The 19961-nt window shown below is 39.9% G+C and carries 14 protein-coding genes and 2 pseudogenes; 3 read left to right on the top strand and 13 right to left on the bottom strand.

Going from position 1 to position 19961, the window contains the following annotated elements; genetic code table 11:
* Positions 1–105: 105 nt before the first annotated feature.
* From H6F92_RS07185 to H6F92_RS07205, 5 genes and pseudogenes are all read right to left on the bottom strand, one after another.
* Positions 106–1152 (bottom strand): annotated as a pseudogene (locus H6F92_RS07185) (family 10 glycosylhydrolase); the annotation flags it as partial.
* Between the two features lie 18 nt (positions 1153–1170).
* Positions 1171–2061: a hypothetical protein gene (locus H6F92_RS07190; protein WP_190357335.1), complete on the bottom strand. Its 891-nt coding sequence runs from the start codon at positions 2059–2061 to the stop codon at positions 1171–1173.
* 191 nt (positions 2062–2252) lie between these two features.
* Positions 2253–3617, bottom strand: a complete 1365-nt coding sequence (locus H6F92_RS07195) for a DUF3370 domain-containing protein (protein WP_190357336.1) — start codon at positions 3615–3617, stop codon at positions 2253–2255.
* Between the two features lie 246 nt (positions 3618–3863).
* Complete coding sequence (locus tag H6F92_RS07200) at positions 3864–4313, bottom strand: YlqD family protein (RefSeq protein WP_002782037.1); 450 nt, start codon at positions 4311–4313, stop codon at positions 3864–3866.
* Between the two features lie 61 nt (positions 4314–4374).
* Complete coding sequence (locus tag H6F92_RS07205) at positions 4375–6294, bottom strand: long-chain fatty acid--CoA ligase (protein ID WP_190357337.1); 1920 nt, start codon at positions 6292–6294, stop codon at positions 4375–4377.
* Positions 6295–6585: 291 nt separating this feature from the next.
* Between H6F92_RS07205 and H6F92_RS07210 the strand changes: the two genes are divergently transcribed.
* Together H6F92_RS07210 and H6F92_RS07215 are read left to right on the top strand one after the other, a co-directional pair.
* Positions 6586–7176: a Uma2 family endonuclease gene (locus H6F92_RS07210; protein ID WP_190357338.1), complete on the top strand. Its 591-nt coding sequence runs from the start codon at positions 6586–6588 to the stop codon at positions 7174–7176.
* Positions 7177–7181: 5 nt separating this feature from the next.
* Entirely contained in the window at positions 7182–7742 is a 561-nt protein-coding gene (locus H6F92_RS07215) for a Uma2 family endonuclease (protein ID WP_190357339.1), read from the top strand.
* A gap of 14 nt (positions 7743–7756) precedes the next feature.
* Here the strand turns inward: H6F92_RS07215 and H6F92_RS07220 are convergent, their stop codons facing one another.
* The 8 genes and pseudogenes from H6F92_RS07220 to H6F92_RS07260 all read right to left on the bottom strand — a co-directional run.
* On the bottom strand, positions 7757–8164 hold the full coding sequence (locus H6F92_RS07220; protein ID WP_190357340.1) for a type II toxin-antitoxin system VapC family toxin: 408 nt from the start codon (positions 8162–8164) through the stop codon (positions 7757–7759).
* A 14-nt stretch (positions 8165–8178) separates the two neighbouring features.
* Positions 8179–8412 (bottom strand): hypothetical protein, encoded by a 234-nt coding sequence (locus H6F92_RS07225; protein WP_190357341.1) that lies wholly within the window; start codon positions 8410–8412, stop codon positions 8179–8181.
* A gap of 79 nt (positions 8413–8491) precedes the next feature.
* Positions 8492–9133: an OmpA family protein gene (locus H6F92_RS07230; protein ID WP_002764884.1), complete on the bottom strand. Its 642-nt coding sequence runs from the start codon at positions 9131–9133 to the stop codon at positions 8492–8494.
* Positions 9134–9139: 6 nt separating this feature from the next.
* Positions 9140–12370, bottom strand: coding sequence for a methyl-accepting chemotaxis protein (locus H6F92_RS25815; protein WP_242030039.1), 3231 nt, complete (start codon positions 12368–12370; stop codon positions 9140–9142).
* Positions 12371–12461: 91 nt separating this feature from the next.
* Positions 12462–15617, bottom strand: coding sequence for a tubulin-like doman-containing protein (locus tag H6F92_RS07245; RefSeq protein WP_190357342.1), 3156 nt, complete (start codon positions 15615–15617; stop codon positions 12462–12464).
* 17 nt (positions 15618–15634) lie between these two features.
* Positions 15635–16759, bottom strand: coding sequence for a vWA domain-containing protein (locus H6F92_RS07250; protein ID WP_190357343.1), 1125 nt, complete (start codon positions 16757–16759; stop codon positions 15635–15637).
* Between the two features lie 402 nt (positions 16760–17161).
* Entirely contained in the window at positions 17162–18193 is a 1032-nt protein-coding gene (locus H6F92_RS07255) for a GntR family transcriptional regulator (protein ID WP_002756597.1), read from the bottom strand.
* A gap of 196 nt (positions 18194–18389) precedes the next feature.
* Positions 18390–18932: pseudogene (locus H6F92_RS07260) on the bottom strand (lysophospholipid acyltransferase family protein); the annotation flags it as partial.
* Positions 18933–19024: 92 nt separating this feature from the next.
* Here H6F92_RS07260 and H6F92_RS07265 point away from each other — a divergent pair.
* The coding region (locus H6F92_RS07265; RefSeq protein WP_190356434.1) for an ISAs1 family transposase at positions 19025–19961 on the top strand (937 nt) is incomplete at its 3' end.

Raw genomic sequence — 19961 nt, forward strand, 5'->3', positions numbered from 1 at the left:
CTACGGCACTCACTGCTTTCTGTCTTAAATCATCACTATAGGGTGCTGCCATGAAAGCTTCTCCTCATTTCTTTTTCTCTATTATGTCCTAACTATCCCGCTCTTTGCTATATAATCAATTACACCCTGGGCAGCATGGGCAACCGCTAGGAACCAAAGTTCTAATTTGAGGCGATCAAAACGACTTTTAACTGATTGTTTCATCTCCTCTTCTAAAGGTATTCTTCCTTGCCAAAGAGGGGCAGTTTCTGGGGGATAAAGGCGATCGGCTTCGACGATATCATCGGGGGAAATTTTGCCGCGAGTCAGATAGCGATCGATTAGAAATTTGCCCTTATTATTCAATCCTCGATTAATTAAAGCTTGTCGGGATGCTGGACTAAAAATCCATAAATCTTTGACATCATCGGCAACGGAATCGACTCCTGTTCCTCTGGGATAGCGAATATAATCAAATAAAACTCCATCGGGACGACGTTGTAAAATGGCTTCTAGGAGAATTAAATAATCCTGTCGCGCTTGATTGCTGTAGGGATCGACAAAAGTTTGGGATCGATCATCGACAAAAGAGGTGCTATCCTGTCCTTTACCATTGCGTGCTAACACCTCCTGTCGCTCGGGTTTTAAGCTATAAGCATAGCCAAAATTGAGGCTAAATAACCAAGCATAAACCTTTAAACCGCGTTTATGTCCCTGTTCGATCGCCTGTGCTAATAAATCCACATTTCCGGCACTGGGATTTTTAATGACGCTATCCCAAAGGGTGGGATTATTGTTAGGAGGTAATAAGACTTGACCATCGGCAAAAACTTCCACATAAACCGTATTATAACCTTTAGCCACGATGCGATCGAGGATACTTTCGATCGATCCTGGACGGGTATCACAGGAGTAGAGACGTAACCAGATCGCTTGTTCCTGTAACCAGTGTCGGGAACGACAAAAGCGCAATTGTTCAGCATATTTCTGTACTAAAATGTTATATTCTTGGGGCGAGGTTTGACGCAGATTTTCTTGTTGTTGGATTTCTGATTCGGACAGTTGACAATTATCATTGACAGCGAGGCTAGAGTTAATCCCGAGAGGGCTACTCCAGAGGATTGTAGCGAGGAAACAAAATAGCGATCGCAGATAATTAACTTTCTTTAACATAGTTGTTCACAGCGTTTGCTATTTTTTATTGTTTTTATTTTCAGATAAATAGCCATTTTTCAGGAGAAAAGCGCTCAGAGCAGTGGGAAAGTCTGGATATTTGCCGATCACTGTACTTTGGCCATAGATATCTAGTCCCCAATCGGAGTTTTTATCGTAATTAGCGAGAAGAAATTGCCAAGCTTCTTCGTATTCTCCTAGGAGAGTTTTTTGTGCCACATAACCGGCCAAAATGCCATTAACTTCGGCTTTTTCTTTTTTAGCTAACTGAAAAGCTTTCAACATTGCTGCTAAAGTTTTTCTTAATTCTTGGGGATATTTTCTGGTGACATCTGCTAATTTACCCTGTTGAAAAGTATAAATTTTGGAGGGAGGAAAAGAGGCGGCGTAGGAACTAAAAGCATACAAAAAAGCATTATCAACGGTGACAAATTCATAATTATTATCTCCATCTAAATCTTCAAAAGAACCACCACTACCATCTAAAAACCCCGTTTCTTCTCTAATAAATCTATCTTTTTGCCAAGTATAAATTACCAAAGATGTGCAGCAATGAGCGCCGCCGCTATAGGTGGAGACGATAATCTCATCGATGCCATTATTATCTAAATCTCTTAATTCCACATAGCCAGATCCAAAGGCACTATACCCGCTATTTTCCTGATAAATTTGCTCGTTATAAAAGATTTGATAAGAAACATTATTAATATCATAATTATCATCAACTCTCTCGTTTAGGTCGATGGGTTGATAGCTAACTTGTACCTTAATTTTCCCCGATCTAACCACTTGATTTGTTAGGGGTTGACCGGTATCAAAATCGAGTTTAGTCACGGCTAAACTCGCAGCTGCATTGCCCAAAAATTGAGATAATAAGCAGCAAATAAAGCAAGTTTTGCTAATATTCATCGGCTAATTCCCAGAGAGAGATTAATATCAGTGTAAGTAGCTGGTTATAATTAAATTTAAAATGGATTTTAGGTTCGATCCCCCCTTAGTCCCCCCTTAATAAGGGGGGCATCTGAAAGTTTTTAATACCCACCTACTTATCTTACTTATTTTTACCGACAATCAGCCGTTAACTTTTCGAGAAAAACTATTTATTCCAAAGTTTTAACGCTCAAAACTTGGGGGGGTGTGGCATCGGGGGGATAGAGAAAATCGAGATTAATGTCGCGTCTGGCTCCGGGGGGAAGTTCCACCTGTACTAAAGCTTCTCCCTGTTGTCCTTCCCGTTGAACGAGATGGAAAAAACGTTCCTCGGTGCGTCCCAGTTCGTTACGATAGGTAACGCGCACTGCACCCCGGAAAAATACCGGTCCCTGGACGGGTTCAACAAATAGCAAGCGATCGAGATAATTGTCTTCTTTAATTGGGGTTTGAATACTCAAAGCCACCACCTGGGTTTTGCTGGTATTGTTATATAGAGGTAAAGTCAGATAGTAGTGAACACCGTAATTACCGTGGGCTTTGAAAGCCGTATCGGGATAACGCACTAACATGGGGGCGCTTTGAATTTGTCTGGTTCCGAAAGTAGCTGCTGTCACCGTACTTAAAGGATAGGCAAAAGCTTGACCAGGTTGAGGAATGGTGAGATTAATTCCCCCTTTGGGATCGACAATGCGGGTTGCCCATTCCGAACCGACAGAAATTCCGGCCACGCGACCATAAAAATTTCTTCTTCCGGGGAACCATTGATCGGGGGGAGTGGGGGGAAAATCGCGAGGAGCGGCTAAATCACCTCTAACTAATAGGGTACGCCATTCCTCTAGGGTGGGGGGACGAAAGGTTTCTATTTCCCGATCTTCGATGTTGACTTTTTGGGGAACTTCGTAGAGGGCTAAATTGGCCATATAAACAGGTCCATCGCTGTAGAGACGTAGGAGGGTCGAGCGGGCGCTACTTCTGGGGATAACCAGATCGAAGAGCATCCGACTTTGACCTGGGGGAATGACGATCTGGGTGGGAAATTGGGTATCATGGCGACGACGCATGATATCACTGGCTAAACGGGAACCGGGACCAGAAAAAACCCGGCCGTTGGGATCTTCCACCAGAGAGGGTAAATCGACAAAAGGGGCATCGGCGGAGGTGACGTAACTGACTCCTTGCAGGACGCGGATAACGAGGTTTCTGGAGGTGGGATTAGTAACGATCAGGCCCTGGTGTAAGTCGCGATTGGGATCGGTTTGACGGGCGATGTGGTGGGTGAAAACGTCAAAACGTCCTTGTAGCGGATGATTGAGATGGGCTATGGGATAACGTTTTCCTTTGCCGGGGAAAGTAGAGAGGAGAATTCCCTCTTTTTCTACGATTTCGGGACTATTGCTATTAAAAACCAGCACATCATTCAGTTGACCGGGCAACTGACGCACTTCCTGATATTGGGTGATTAATTTCCTCTCTATCTGGGGCAGAACCGAGGCGGACTGAGCTAAAAGAATGGTGGGTAAGAAAGAAAGCATGGAGATTTCATATTTATAGGATCTAATTAAGGGTGAGTCGATGGAGATATGAAGTTATACAACAATATAGGCGAGGGTGTCCGGGCGATCGATAAAGAATCTTAATATATTTTTCAGGCCTGATCAAGTCCTGTCAGGGGTGATGTGAACTAGGGACGGTTTTCTGGGTTAGCAAGGGAGAATAACCCTTGCTATTGCCGATTTTAACCGTTACGTTGACAGTGACGGGAACTGCTCACCCTAGCTTTAAATTTCGCCGCGAATTTCTTCGACTATGCCATCTCTAAGGACGAGTTCCACATTCATTTTTGCCACTAAGTTATCGCCTTTTTCGACCCGGAAAAAGCTTTCTAGTTGTGCTTGGGCGACTTCTTGATTGAGTTCCAAGAGTTGTACCTGTTGCAGTTGTTGCAGATACTGGTTTTTTTGTTCGAGAAACTCACTTTTCTGTTGATTGACTTGGATTTGAATATTGTCAATCTGTTGGGCAGCCGCGGGGGGTAAGGGGATCAGACTCTGACGCTGAATTTCGGCGATCGCTCTTTGTCCTTGGCTTTCTAATTGTTGAATTTGTGCGTCAATTTGCACCATTTGTGCTTGTAATTGCTGTTGTGCTTCTTCTTTCCAGCGGGGGGTCACGATGACTTTAATTGTCACCGGGCGCTTCAGTAATAAACTGGTTTGTGCGTCATCCATGATTTGCTTATCCTAAAAAGGTTTTTTTGTCAAGGGTTTAGGGAATATTTGCCAGAAATATTTACTTGGCAAACATCTCGTTAATCATATCGCGATAGCGTTGCGTTACTACCGGTCGTTTAATCTTTAAAGTTTGGGTCATCATGCCGTTTTCTAGGGAAAAAGGCTCTAAAATTAACTCAAAGGTTTTAATCTGGTCATCGGTACGATAACTGGGTCGATTTCTGACCTCGCGCTTTAATTCTTGTTGGTAGAGATCCAAGACTTTTTTGCTGTAGAGATCGCTAGAAAGAATCGTTGAGCGATCGCTGTGAAGATCGGGTAAATTTAAGGATAGTTTCTGTTCTTGGGACCAATTGGCCAGTATATCAAGATTAGGCACGATCAAAGCCCCCAAAGCTTTTTGATCCTGTCCCACTAGCATGATTTGGGAGATAAAGGGACTGCGTAAACAAGCATCTTCAATCGGTTGCGGTTCGATATTTTCACCATTGCTCAAAACAATTGTATCTTTGGCCCGTCCAGTTAAGACTAAATCCCCGGCAGCGGTTAACCAACCAATATCACCGCTATCAAACCAACCATCGGGAGAAATCGCTTTTTCGGTTGCTTCGGGTTTTTTATAGTATCCCTGCATCACCTGCGGACCGCGAATCAAGACTAAACCGTGTTTTTCTGTCGGTAAGACTTCTTTGCTGTGTAAATCGACAATAGAGATTTCTGTCTGAAAGACGGGACGACCGGCAGACCCGCGCAGGTTATGATCGATACGACGGACGGTAGCGACGGGAGAAGTTTCTGTCAGTCCATAACCAACTAAAATCGGGATTCCCGCAATCTCATAGAAAGTATCTAGATGTCTAGCTAAGGAACCACCGCCACTAACCAAGATTTTAACTTTATTTCCCACTGCTTGGCGAATTTTGCTATAAACTAGCTTGTCACCGATGGCATGGAGGGGATAGAGTAAGAGGGATTGAATTCTTGCTTTTAGTCTTTCTCCGGGGGAAGCATGAAGATGATCTAGACTGAGATTATCAGCGATACGTTTAGCAATAACGTACTTTTCCGACTTTTCTAGCAAAAATCGCACTAATTTCTGTTTTGTGGCCGATTGTTCGCTAAATTGTTTTTGGATACCCTCGTAAAGAGATTCCCAAAGACGGGGAACTCCCACCATTAATTGGGGACTAAATTGCTTTAAATCCTGCTTAAAAGTGCGAATACTGGTATAAATCTGGGTGCAACCTTGAGCTAGACTGAAATACTCACAACTGCGCTCGTAGGAATGCCATGAAGGTAGTATGCTTAAAACTCGATCACCGGGATCCGGTTGAAAGATAGCGTTTAAGTTGCGTACCTGATGCAGCAGATTACCGTGACTTAACATCACCCCTTTGGGTTGTCCCGTCGTTCCCGATGTGTAGATGAGGGTAGCCAGATCATTTTCGCTCTTGGTGATGGGTTTAAGGGTGTTCTCAGCCCCGATCGCCATTAGTTGCTTAAAATTTAAGGTCTGCACGGAAATCGCCCCAGTAGCGGGGTCTTCGTCGGTGAGCAGCACGATTAATTTTAGGGGCAATTCAGGGATTTTCGCCAGCAATTTGCCTAAAGTTTGGTTATTTTCGACAATCAGCGTCTGACTGTCACTATCAGCGAGAATATAGGCTAATTCCTCGGCATCTGCTTGAGCAGATCGTACCGCGTTGGCGGCCCCGGCTGCCATGGAACCTTGGTCGGCAATAAACCACCGGGGACTATTATCGGCAAATAAAGCGACATTTTCGGTTTCTGTGACTCCTAATGCTTGCAAAGCGGCCGCAAATTGCTGAATTTGTTGATAAAGTTCCCGATAGGTGAGAATTACTTCCGGTTTACTGTGGGGATCGTGCAGGGCCATAATATTAGGGAAACGCTGGGCCACTATTGACCAAACTTCGGGTAAAGATTGAATATTTGAATAGTCAATTAGGGTTGTCATAGCAGTAGTTATAGAGAGTTACAAGGGTCATAGCATATAGATTAACCATTCGAGGCTCTTTTTGCCGGTTCTCCTAGACAGTATTTCAACAGGTATCTGTCCTGCAAAGTTAATTTCCTAGTCGAGACTCGGAAAGAGGAGACTTTTCGGTTATCGGTGAACAGTGAACGGTAATCAGGGAATGTTACTGTTACTTAATACTGCTTACTGATTACGGAAAAGGCTAACGGCTTAGATGTATAATTAATTTTGCCTAGATACTTAATATAGTTGTGATTAGGAGAAAAAACGATGATTGCTCTATCTAACTATAATAATCTCACTCCAGAAGAATATCTTCAGTTTGAAGAAAAAAGTCCCATTAAACACGAGTATATCGATGGGCAAATTTACGCCATGGCAGGGACGACGGATACTCATAATATTATTTCTGGGAATATATACACAATTATTCGTAATCATTTGCGGGGTTCCAATTGTCGGGTTTATTTTGCCGATGTGAAAGTCAGATTAGAGAAACGCAATCACTTTTATTATCCTGATATTATTGTCACCTGCGATGACAGAGATAGAGAAACTGCTACCTATAAAAGTTTTCCTAAATTGATTATCGAAGTTCTCTCCGATTCCACAGAAGCTTTTGACAGGGGGGATAAATTTAATGATTATCAAACTCTAGAAAGTTTAGAGGAATATGTCCTAGTCAATAGTAAACACCAACGAGTGGAAACTTTTCGACGGGGTGAACAGGGTTTATGGATTCTGCAAACCTATCAGGAAGAAAGTTTTAGTTTGCAGAGTATTAATCTGACGGCATCTTTTCGGGATTTATACGAGGATGTCACCCTAGAAACGGTTAATGATACTCCCCAAATTCCTTAAAAACCATGATTGCTTTATCTAACTATAATAATCTCACCCCAGAAGAATATCTTCAGTTTGAAGAAAAAAGTTCCATTAAACACGAGTATATCGATGGACAAGTTTACGCCATGGCAGGGACGACGGATACTCATAATATTATCGGACTTAATTTCACTTTTATCATTCGTAATCATTTGCGGGGTTCCAATTGTCGGGTTTATTTTGCCGATGTGAAAGTCAGATTAGAGAAACGCAATCACTTTTATTATCCTGATATTATTGTCACCTGCGATGACAGAGATAGAGAAACTGCTACCTACAAACGTTTTCCTAAATTGATTATTGAAGTTCTCTCCGATTCCACAGAAGCTTTTGATAGGGGTGATAAATTTAATGATTATCAAACTCTAGAAAGTTTAGAGGAATATGTCCTAGTCAATAGTAAACACCAACGAGTGGAAACTTTTCGACGGGGTGAACAGGGTTTATGGATTCTGCAAACCTATCAGGAAGAAAGTTTTAGTTTGCAGAGTATTAATCTGACGGCATCTTTTCGGGATTTATACGAGGATGTCACCCTCTAGGGAATGAAAAATAATTAAGGTACAACCTCAAAAGGTTGATTTCCATACCGTCGGTAAATATAGAAATCGCTATCGAGAGTGAATATTTGTTTTTGATTAAGAACTTCAGCCATGGCTACTAAAGAAGCATCTGCTAAATCCATAGGAACATCTTGATATTGTATCATTAAGGTTTCCATTCTTTTTAGTTCATCTGAATTATGATGGTGTATTACCAGTATTTCATCTACCACATAACCCCATAATTCTTGTTGTGCGAACCAACCACCATATCGACGCAATAAATACATTGCTTCGGTAAAACAAGCACAAGTAGTGACCAAGGGTGCTGACAGCGATGGTAGAATGTCAACACAACGCTGATGATTTTTATCAGCTTCATTAATTAAGGCAATAAGTGGAGAAGCGTCGCAAAGAGTCATTGGTGTAATGTTGATTAGTCTTTATCATCTAAAATATTTGTAAAAACTTCTTCTACTCGCTCAGATAAATCTGATGGCTGAAAATAAACTCGTCCAACTCGTCCTTTTAATTTTTGGTCTAGAGTTTCTGGAGTGGAAGAATTGGAAGATTGATTAGGTAGAATGGTCAATCTCACTCGCTGACCTGCTAATTTAGCACTATGCTGTAAAATTTCTTCCCAAGTCCCCTCTAAAGTGTTTGGTTCCATAGATATTGATTTGAATTTCCTTCTTTCCTCAGTGTAACAAGCAAAAGATAAAAAAACAAATTTCTAGAATTTTTTTGTCTTATTGTTTTTTACCGGGGGGAATAAAACGGATTTCAATTCTGCGTCTGCTTGCATCTGCGTCACGATTAACCGCAGCTAATTTACCCGATGGGAGGTATAACTGTCCTGCGGAAAAAGCTCGAAATTTGACGTTTTTCAGTTTACCTGTGTTTTCGATTTCTTGCACTACTGCTAAAGCTCGCATTAATCCTAAATCAGTGTTAGAACCGGGTACTAGCATTTTAACAGATTGTTTTCTGCTGGCAACCGATTCGATATTTTTATCGAGATTACTTGTCTGCTGTATTCCTTGTCCGTCGGTGTGTCCAATTACTTGAATAAAGTCGATTTCTCTGTCTTTGGTAATGGTTTCGATAGCGGGAATAATGCGCTGACGAATATAGGTTTTTAAAGCGGGATTTAATTCAGCACTTCCCGACTGAAATTTAAATTTTCCTGATTTTTCATCGATAACTATCGGGGTTGCTGTTTGCAGTTTTCGGTTAGCTTCCTCCAGTTTGCTGATGAGATTATAAGACTGAAAAAGTGCCAAGAGGAGAAATAAACTCAGAATCATGAAAGCATTGGACATTAAATCGGTAAATGCGGGATAAACATCCACCGATTTATCTTCATCCCGGTAGTAGGTACGTCTAGACATAATTGCTTAGAATTTGTTAGTGAAGTTATCAAATATAGTGTTAATGTCATCCTGAACATTTTTTTGAGTAGGATTAGGGATTGTCTCAAAAAGTTTTTCTATCTTATCCTTTAAGCTAGAAAATTCAGACTGAACATCTTTTTGAGTAGGATTAGGGATTGTCTCAAAAAGTTTTTTAAGTTCTTCCAACTTCTTATTTAACTTATCAATGTCATCCTGAACATCTTTTTGAGGAGGATTAGGGATTGTCTCAAAAAGTTCTTTCATCTCATCCTTTAAGTTAGAAAAGTCAGAACTCATTTCGCCAATTTTCTCCAGTTCTGCTAAACATTTTTGAATTTCTCCATAAATATGTTCAATCATTTTCTGATTTGATTTATTTTCCTTAGCGATAACTTTCTCTAACTTATCTCGCAAAGATTCTAAGTTAGCAGTTAATTGACTGGTGTTGGTGTTCACTGCGTTAATTACTTGAGAAAAATCTGATTTAAGGCTGCCAAATTGATTGGCTGTTTTCTCAATAGATTGGGAAACTGCTTTTAATTGTTCTGAGTTCTTAGTTAATTTATCATCAACTACCATCCCTAAGTTATTGCTTAAAAGGTTTAACTCAGACTGTAAGCTTTCCTTGACTTGAGTAACTTGCTCTGTCACTGTATCAATTAACTGAGACAAGTTAGCATTAGTCACCTCTGGATTATTACTAGAGCGCTCAATCCCATGGGAAGCAGTGAGAATTTTATCGGAGGTTTGGGAGAGTCTTTGCTCAAGACTATTGATAAGTTGGTTTCCTAATTGTTTCGACTCGGAGTTAAAACTGTCTTGATAGGTTTTCACGGTTTCGATTAATTTTACTAATTCTCCCTGAATGTTAGATAACTTTTCTTGTTCGGTGACTGAGCGTTGCTGATTTTGTTCTAGGATTGTCTCAGAGACTTGAGTAAGTTGCTCTGTCACTGTATCAATTAACTGAGACAAGTTAGCATTAGTCACATCGAGATTATTACTAGAGCGTTCAATCGCATTGGAAGCAGTGAGGATTTTATCGGAGGTTTGGGAGAGTCTTTGCTCAAGACTATTGATAAGTTGGTTTCCTAATTGTTTCGACTCGGAGTTAAAACTGTCTTGATAGGTTTTCACGGTTTCGATTAATTTTACTAATTCTCCCTGAATGTTAGATAACTTTTCTTGTTCGGTGACTGAGCGTTGCTGATTTTGTTCTAGGATTGTCTCAGAGACTTGAGTAAGTTGCTCTGTCACTGTATCAATTAACTGAGACAAGTTAGCATTAGTCACATCGAGATTATTACTAGAGCGTTCAATCGCATTGGAAGCAGTGAGGATTTTATCGGAGGTTTGGGAGAGTCTTTCATCGAGACGATTGATAAGTTGGTTTCCTAATTGTTTCGACTCGGAGTTAAAACTGTCTTGATAGGTTTTCACAGTTTCGATTAATTTTACTAATTCTCCCTGGATGTTAGATAACTTTTCTTGTTCGGTGACTGAGCGTTGCTGATTTTGTTCTAGGATTGTCTCAGAGACTTGAGTAAGTTGCTCTGTCACTGTATCAATTAACTGAGACAGGTTAGCATTAGTCACATCGAGATTATTACTAGAGCGCTCAATCCCATGGGAAGCTGTGAGGATTTTATCGGAGGTTTGGGAGAGTCTTTCATCGAGACGATTGATAAGTTGATTTCCTAATTGTTTCGACTCGGAGTTAAAACTGTCTTGATAGGTTTTCACAGTTTCGATTAATTTTACTAATTCTCCCTGAATGTTAGATAACTTTTCTTGTTCGGTGACTGAGCGTTGCTGATTTTGTTCTAGGATTGTCTCAGATTTTTGATTCAAGTCAGTAATTTTTATTCCTAACTCAACCATAGTTGTCATGGAACGCTGGAAGTCTTGAGTTAAAGAAGCTAGAGATTGAGTTGATTGGTTTAAATCTGTAGTAGAATTGGCAAACTGTTGATGAGCAGTCATTAAATCTGCGGTTGCTTGCACTAACTTATCAGCAAATTGACTACTTTCGATTTTTTCGGAAGCTTCCAGAAAACCTAGCGCACTATTTTGTAATTTTTGAGAAGATTCTTGGATATTTAAATACACTTGTTCTGCTAAATCGTTAGCTCTTTTATTACTGCTGATAATCTCCCCGATATTCTGCTCTAGTATTGCAGTGGATTGAGAGAATCTCCCTTGAGTTTCTGCTAAACTAGCGGTAAACCTTTCGATATTACCAGAGAAGTTACTTTTTTCAATTAACTCTGACGCTTGTTTAAAAAGCAGTACACTATTTTTTAGTTCCTGAGAGGATTGTGTAAACTCTCGGTTCGCTTGCGTGATAATTGGTACTTGCTCGTTAAGTTCAAAAGCTGAACGCTGAAAAGTCGTCGCACCGGTAGATAAAGTTCCCGCAGTTTCAGTTAATCTTTCACAAACCTGCGTGACTAACTTAGCGGTTTCCTGATTACCATCAGCAATTTCTTTAGCAACTTTTCCTAAAGAAGATTCTAATACTATCTTCACCTCCTGATGAAAGTTAGTCAGAAATGCTTGCTGTTTATCCACCATGCGATTAACCGCTTTATCCAAGCGACTATTCCCTTCTACAGTCGGCTGCAAGATGTTATCTAAATAGTCTTCTAGGGAACTAATTAGATTTACTTTAGCAAGGTTGGTATTAAAGATTAAGTTAATCACAGTCAGTAAAGAACTACAAGCTAAACCAATTAAGCTAGTGATAAAAGCAATCCCCATACTTTCTAGGGGAGTTTTGAGCTTTTCTCCTAAACTTTGCACATCGACATTATTGATATCGATAAGTGTGCTGATTCCCGTCAGATTGAGAGTAATTCCGAGGAAAGTTCCCAACAAACCAAAAGCGAGGAGGAGATTGGGTAAGACTCTTACAAAATAATCCCATTTCTCGCAGCTAAGAGATTTAGACATGAAAGTAAATTGTTCTTCATGGTATAAACCATCTACCAAAGCTGCGGTATTAACATCATCTAGTTGACTACTGGCTATCTTAAATCTATTCTCTAGATTAGAGATAATTTTAGGTTGAACCCCGCGACTTTCTCCCCGAATTAAGCGCTTGACTTTTACAGTTGACTCTTGGAGATGTTTATAGAGAGTCATCCGGATTCTCACAGCTAAGACGGTGGGAAAAATAACCAAGACTAGAGTTAAAAGAATCAGATAGGGGGGAAAAAGGTTAAGTAATGCCATGATAGTTATTGGATACCTCGAATTGTGGTTGATAGAGAGAGTTGGGGGTGAATGTTTCCTCAGATAGCTGGGGAAACATCATTAAGATTGATTAATTTGACCATTCATCAGTAGTGCTAACCTCTGCGGGTAAACTGGGTTGACTACTGTTATTGTTTGTTCCCAGTAAAGTTTGTTGCTTTTGCTGTTGTCTTTCTAGTTTTTTCTGTTCAGCAGTACGTTTTTCTAGTTCCATTTTTAGTTGATTAACAAAACGGGTGATAATTCCTTCTTTTGCCTCCTGTATATGATTTCCATCTTGTCCAGCTACCTTATTTTTGTAGCGATAATTGGGGTGATGGTCAGGTAAATTTTTGACATTGTTGACAAAATAGCTGACGTTCTGGAAATAATCACCCTCGTTAGTAAATAATAGGGGAGGATTAGCCAAAATCTCATTTTTTGCCTGATTAAGCAGTATCTGCAAAGCATTAATCATGTCCTTACGAGAAGCAAATTGTTCTAAGGCAAGTCGCCAATTACCGCTAATGTCAATGATGGACTTATTGTTAAATAAATCGCCTTCGATGACTAATTGATAAGTATCATCTTCCCCATCGTATTCTAGTAAACCGAGAGCAATTGCGGGATAGAAAATAAACTCTAATTCCTCAATTAATTTAGCAGGTGGTGGAATAATATCAGCAAAATCTATTCTGTAATCATTGTGTAAAATGCTGATTCTCTTTTGGTCTTGATAGATTTTTTGCAACCCAGATAAATCAGTAATGATTCTTAGGGGAAACCCACCAAACTCGTAGGTAATTAGGATTTCTTCGTCCGTTTGAATTGATTCAAAAGAAGTCCCCAGATTAATATTTAAATCAGATTCGAGAGTCTTCAGGAATCTTTGCATGGTGGGTGAATTATCATCCTTAGTCCCAATTAGTAATTTTTTATCTGGTTCCAAGCGATAGTAAGCATCATTAACATTTATCGGTAACATTAAATCAGCTTCTCGCAGAATTTGCGCCAAGCGTTCAGGAAAATCATGGGGTTTATATTGACCCATAAATCGCTTAATTACTGCATCAATTTTATTAGTGCTTACTGATTGAAACTGTTTCTCGATTGTTGCTGTTAGAGTCTCTTTGAGAGTTTCATTATCAATAACAAAAGATTGGCTAAATAAACTGAATAGTGAAGCATTATAGCCTAAATTATTGGTGACTTTTTGGCTAACGGAAATGTATTGAGTTCGGGAGTTACTGTCAGGGATACAGTTATCAATATTCTCCTCTGGGAAAATACCTTCCCCAGTCATCTCGTCGAGATTTAACTGCATTAACTCCTGTTCGTATTTATCGTATTCTGTGATTAGCTGATATAGGGATTCTTTCAGTTGTTGTATCTGCAGCATTCGACTGGAAATATGCTTGAGAATCGCTTCAACAATCTTTCTAGATTCGCGATTGATACTGAAATTAAAGTTATGCTGAATTAATTTTTGTCCGCTTTGAACGTAGTCTCTTAACTCGGCCTTGATTCTCTCACTATTGGCATTTTTATTGAACATCTTGAAGACAGACTTTTTGCCGTTTATATCTTCGAGAGTTTGTTTAACATTTTTCCAAATATTCTCAATTTTTTCCGAGGAATGAAACCCTTTATTATCCTGAGATAATTCCTCTAGATTCCCCTTGTAGGTATTAATCTGTACTTGTAAAGCGACCAAAAAAGATAGGCTATTTTCCAAAGAAAATTCTAAGCTATCAGGATTAAGAAGAATCTCCAAAAATTGGTCAATATCTGACTTAAATTTTTCGATTAATTTAGGTTGAGTTTGTTGGGTCAGAGTTAACCAGATTCCGCGACTGCTATCTGTTTCTCCCCCTTGTACTTTGCGAAACTCTTTTTCTAGGGATTGCTTGACGGTTTGGGGTAAATTCTCCAAATCTTGACTATTGGATATTTCTTCCTCTAGGGAATTTTTCCAAGAGGTTAAAGTCTTAGAAAAAGTTTTATTATTCTCTAGGGTTGCTTCTTCCAATCTGGCAGTAAAATAATCCTTATTACTTTGGGTACTCCAATTAGCTAGGAACTTACTTAATAACTCTTGTCCACTGGGACTTTGACCGTATCCCTCTAACCAAAATTTAATTAATTTGAGACTAAAACGATTAAGACCAATCTGCACAATTCGGTCGCGAGTAAAATAAATCCTCGCTAGTCCAAAGGACATATAACCTTGACACATCTGAAAAGGATGATTATCTTTACGAATCATCGGGTCTTTATGGTTATCCCGATTTCTTTTAATGGGGAGAGATAACTCATCGGCAAAATCCAAGAAAATCTTGTAAGCAATGACATTACATAATTTACCTTTGTTATTAATCTGGTAATCTCCCGCAGTGCGATTAGAAACTAAGTAGGCAAAATCAAAAGGAGAACGTTTTTCATCGATGTTGACGAAATTTTGTTTATCATAACAGGCTTGAAAGGAATTACTTTCATTGGTATAATGATCTAACTCTTTCAAAGCTGCATAGGTATTAGCTCTCATAATTGCCCCATCACCATAAAGTTTAGGACTAATTACCAAATAACCAAAGGATGTATATTCGGTGGTTTGTTGTAAAATATGACGCAAAGTGTAGGCCACATCGAGGAAAATGCCGCTACCAGTTCCCCCACACAAAGAACCGACAACAAAGACATTTAAACCCTCTTGGACATTAAAACTTTGACCGTTAACTTTACCGCTAAACATAAAGGGTTCATGACCAGAAGTTCGTCTTTCCGCTGCTTCAATTGCCTCTTGAATTTTTTGATAGTTATGGAAGAAAGCTAAACGACCGACGGGACGAATACCTCCCGCACCATTTTCAATGGCAGTTATTTGTTTTTTTAGTCTTGGGTCTAACCAGCTTGCAATATGGGAAAAGGGACTTTCAAAAAGGGTTTTGTGTTCAAGTTCATAGGTGAGATTGTTAACATCCTGAGCATTCATATTAATGAATACTCTTTCAGCAGCTGATAAAAGAATTTCTTCTCCGTGATAGCTATTTCCTGTGGGTAAACCCGAACCATTGAAAGCGTTTTTGTCTGTGTCAATATGAACAAAACTGACAACGGGTAGGTTAGATAACTTCCCATACTTATCAATAATAAAGCGACGAATTCTCATTAACACATCTCGACCAGTACCACCTAATCCGATGATAATTGTCCGTTTGATAGCGCGGGTTTGACTGGTGTTAGCCATGGTTTAAATCTCCTGAGTTATTTTTTGCTAATCTGAATTTGTAGGTCGAAATCTTGATTGTTATGGTGATAAGTTAAAGTTAGGGAATTTTTATCTATTTTTACCTCCTGAGTTAGTTGATTACCTCGATAAAAAATCTCTGCTTGTTTAGTGGGTTTCAGATATAACTGATTGCCGCGTCTTTCTAAATAGCAGCGAATTTCTTCCCCAGCACGAGAGAAAGTATTCTTATTATATTCTTCACCACCGATGTTAATTCTTCCAGATGTTTTTAAAATATATTTTTGGGTTTCATCTTCATCCTGATAAGATGAGACTTCAATAGTCCAAGCAGTATTTAACCGCAACCAGTGACGAATTCCCAAAATACTCGCTACTATTCCCCCCATTCCCATTAATGTAATTACCAATGCTGGCAACCATAACTGACTCAAGAGATAAGGATTAATCAAACAGGTTTCTTGTCCTCCCGGTGCGGGAGTGCAAAACTCTTGTGCTGTGGGAGCAATATCGACCACTGATAGTTTATATTTATTGCCGTTAGTGGCAGTAATTTCTTGAGTTCTTAGATTAATTGGTAGGGAATTAAGCCAGTTTTGTCTTTCCAAACTTTCGGGAGAATTAGCAAGACGAAAAGGGCTATTTTTTGGGGTTTCTATCCACTGTTGTGAAGTAATCCCCGCAGCGGTAGAAAGGGGTGCATCGGTAATCCAAACTACCGACTGGGGTTTGATAGCTTGATTGGCAGTTAAACGACACTGATTTAAGCGTGCCAGTCGGGGATAAACGTGCCATTCTGCGCGCTGAATATCGGTATTTTTAGCACTTTGGCTAGATTGCCAAGGAATTGACTTTAAAACCGCGTCTATATCTTCCCTTCCGCGAATTAAAATCGGTTCTGTAATCGGTTGAACATTATCAGCAAAGGGGACTAAATAAACGGAATCGTTATTTTTTAAACTATCGCGAATAATTTGACCGAGGCGCGTGCGTCCTTCATCATTAAAGTTAACACTGCCGGTAAGATCGATCGCTAGGATAACATCTCGTCCCTGCCAACGAGCCACCAAATCTAATCCGAGTTTTTGCCAATCGGTAAGCGGTTCCCCGGGGGATACCGTTAAACAGTCAGCACTTTTCATTTAGCCTCGTTCGAGAGTGAAAAATTGAGCTTATCCCTATTCTTCCGCCATTGTACTAAAAAAGTTAATACTTCTTAAAAGTTTTTTTCGCTTTTATTCTCGATTTGCTCTAAGTTATTGTCAATAGTAACCATAGATTAAACTAAATTTTAAAGTTCAGCTGCCCGCGCATTTAAGTGGGTGAGTGGAATTAAATATAAGATGAACGTAGGTTGGGTTGAAGCATGAAACCCAACGCCAGCATGGGTTACGCTACCGCTAACCCATCCTACAAATAATTGTGCCTCCCTACTTAAATTGCCTGTTGAGATAAGGCAAGAGGTACCCCCCCTGCCCCCCGACATCGGGGGGGTTGGGGGGGCAGGGGAGATTCAGAGGTTAAAATGGGTACTAGCTTATCCTCTAACCACCTAATCCTAATTCTCGTCTGAGCAATTGAATTGATTTATCCCCAATATAATTATCACTACAGATAATTTCTGGTAAACGAATTAAATCCGATCGCACTTCATTAATTAGATTTTTAATTAAAGTATAACTCGCTTGATCACTGATAATTGTCTGGGAAGTTCGAGCTAAAACTTTTAACTTATCCGTTTCATGAATTTGGGCAGACATAACTAATAAATCATCGCCCCGTAAACTATGAATTAAAATTTCGGCCACCTTAATAATACCGGTGCTAATACTGACAATCCCCAAGCGGCTATCCGTGGGTAATTTTTTGATTAATGCCAATTCCTTGCTGTAATCGTAGATATCGATGGGAATGACTCGTAATTGAAAAGGAGCGGCAATTTCCTCCGCCACACTGATAAAATAGCGACTGGTGACAACAGTGGCAGATTTAGTATTGGCTAAAACTTGGGCTAAATCCTCCATTGCCACTAATTGGACGGGAATTTTGAGGGATTGCTCTAATTCTCTCAACATTAGTTCTCCTGCACCCAAATCGTGACGGGGAATGGTGACAAGAACTTGAGAACTACACTGCGATCGCCAATCGATTTCCGCCAGTAATAACTCGCGAATTTGCTCTAAAGTTAAACCTTGAGCGAGAAAACCAGCCAAACTCTGGCGAATTAGTCGGCCTATTTCTGGATTTTGTTCCAATAGGGGTGAACCCGATAAATTATCGTTTTCATGCCCGCGAGCCTTGACATAAATCCCCGAACCTGCTAGGGATTCCACTAACCCATCGTCTTCCAGTTGCTGATAAATTTTACTTATCGTATTACGGTGTAATCCCGTGATCATAGCTAGTTGACGGGTACTAGGTAAACGATGTCCCGGTGGATACTGACGAGAGGCGATAGCGAAGCGAATTTGGTCAAATAATTGCTTAGAGGCGGGTATTTCACTGTCGGGCTGGATTTGGAACTGCATCGGATCACTTCGCTCACAAACTACTTTCGCTGATGCCCATTCTATCATTAGACCTCCGGCAACAATCGGATATCTTCCCCGATCTGAGGGGTCTTCGAGGCAGTATTCAGGAGCCAGAAGCAGCAAACACCAAGATATTATTTATTTAAACTAGAAAAGCCACTTTTTTGTTTAAAAATAGTTAAAACAATCATTTTAATCCGTCCCCGAAATCCCACTCATGGGGTAGATAGTCAATAGCTGATTAAGGGGATTGATCCTCGTGGAGAAGTTTTAAGCGATCGCTCAAGGTTTTGGTTAAGCGGACAGTTTCCCGTTTTAGCGAATTTTGTTGATAATCAAGCACATTAATCCCTTGACCGATATTTACTATCGCTTCGCTTCCCCATCCGGGGTAAGGCTGATTATAACTAATGCTTACCGGCAAAATCTTGATATCTGCATCGGGTTTCATGGTCTTAACTTCCAACGCGATCCGCGCTACCCCCGGTTTAAGAGGATGAACCACTCGATCGCGACAGATACCCCCTTCCGGAAAAATCGCCACCATTTCCCCCGCGGCCAAAAGTTCGACGCTATGAACCAGACTACCCATACCGGGGTGATCGGTGTTGACGGGAAAACCCCCCAAACGTCGGATAAACCAACCTTGCACCCCTTTGATCTCGTTAGCGGAAACCATAAAGCGCAAATCGCGTCTACTAACTAAGCGTCCCACCGCGTAGGGTAAAATCAGCGCATCCCAACGGGACCGATGGGTAGGTGCAAGGATGACCCCCCCCGTTAGGGTAGGGCTGTTTCATTCTCCCATCAGAATATCAAAAGTAAAAGCGATCACTGTCAGGTAAAATGAGAAGTGAACGCGAACTTTTGAAAGATATGTTGAGCTTAATAGAAAAACTGAAACAAGTCAAGGACTTTCGGAAAGATCAAGGAAAAAGACACCCTTTATGGATAGTATTAGTAGTAATAATACTGGGAACAATGCTAGGATACTCAGGTTATAGAGAGCTAGGAGAGTTTGCTAAAAATAATCGGCACAGGCTCAGTCAAGAATTTAACATAATTCCAGAAAGAGTCCCATCCTATTCAACAATTAGAAGGGTAATGATGGGAGTTGACTGGCAGAGTTTGTTAAAAATGTTTAATGAATGGGCATTAGAAGAATATGGACAAAGAAGTGATATAAATTGGCTAGACATAGATGGAAAAAGTCTCAAAAACACTCTAAAGAATCCTAACAATGAACAACAAAATTTTATTATGTTTGTCTCATTGTTTAGTCAAGAAAGTGGCTTGGTATTACACTTAAAAAGAATTGAAAACAAAAAAGGGTCTGAAATCGACGAAGGGCAAGCTATAATTGAGGATTGCACTCTCCAAAATAAAGTTTTTACTGGCGATGCTTTACACTGTCAGAAGAAAACAATCAGCTTAATAGCCAAGACTAAAAATGATTATGTTATCACAGTTAAAGGAAATCAGAAAAATCTTTATCAGCGAATACAAGACCTGAGTAATTCCTCAAAGCCAGAAAGTTGTTTTCTTGAACAAGATAATAGTCATGGTCGAAAAATATCCAGAAAAATAGAAGTTTTTAAAGTGAGGAAAAATGAAAGACAAGGATTTGAAAATCTGCGAAGAGTTATTAAAGTAGAAAGAAGGGGTAGTCGCGGGGATAAAACCTATGAAGAAACAGCTTACTATATCAGTAGCCTAACTGAATCCGCCCAAGTATTTGCTAAAATTATTCGAGGACATTGGAAAATAGAAAATCAGTTACATTGGGTAAAAGATGTAATTTTTGAGGAAGATA

Source organism: Microcystis wesenbergii FACHB-1317 (assembly GCF_014696875.1).
Lineage (GTDB): Bacteria > Cyanobacteriota > Cyanobacteriia > Cyanobacteriales > Microcystaceae > Microcystis > Microcystis wesenbergii_A.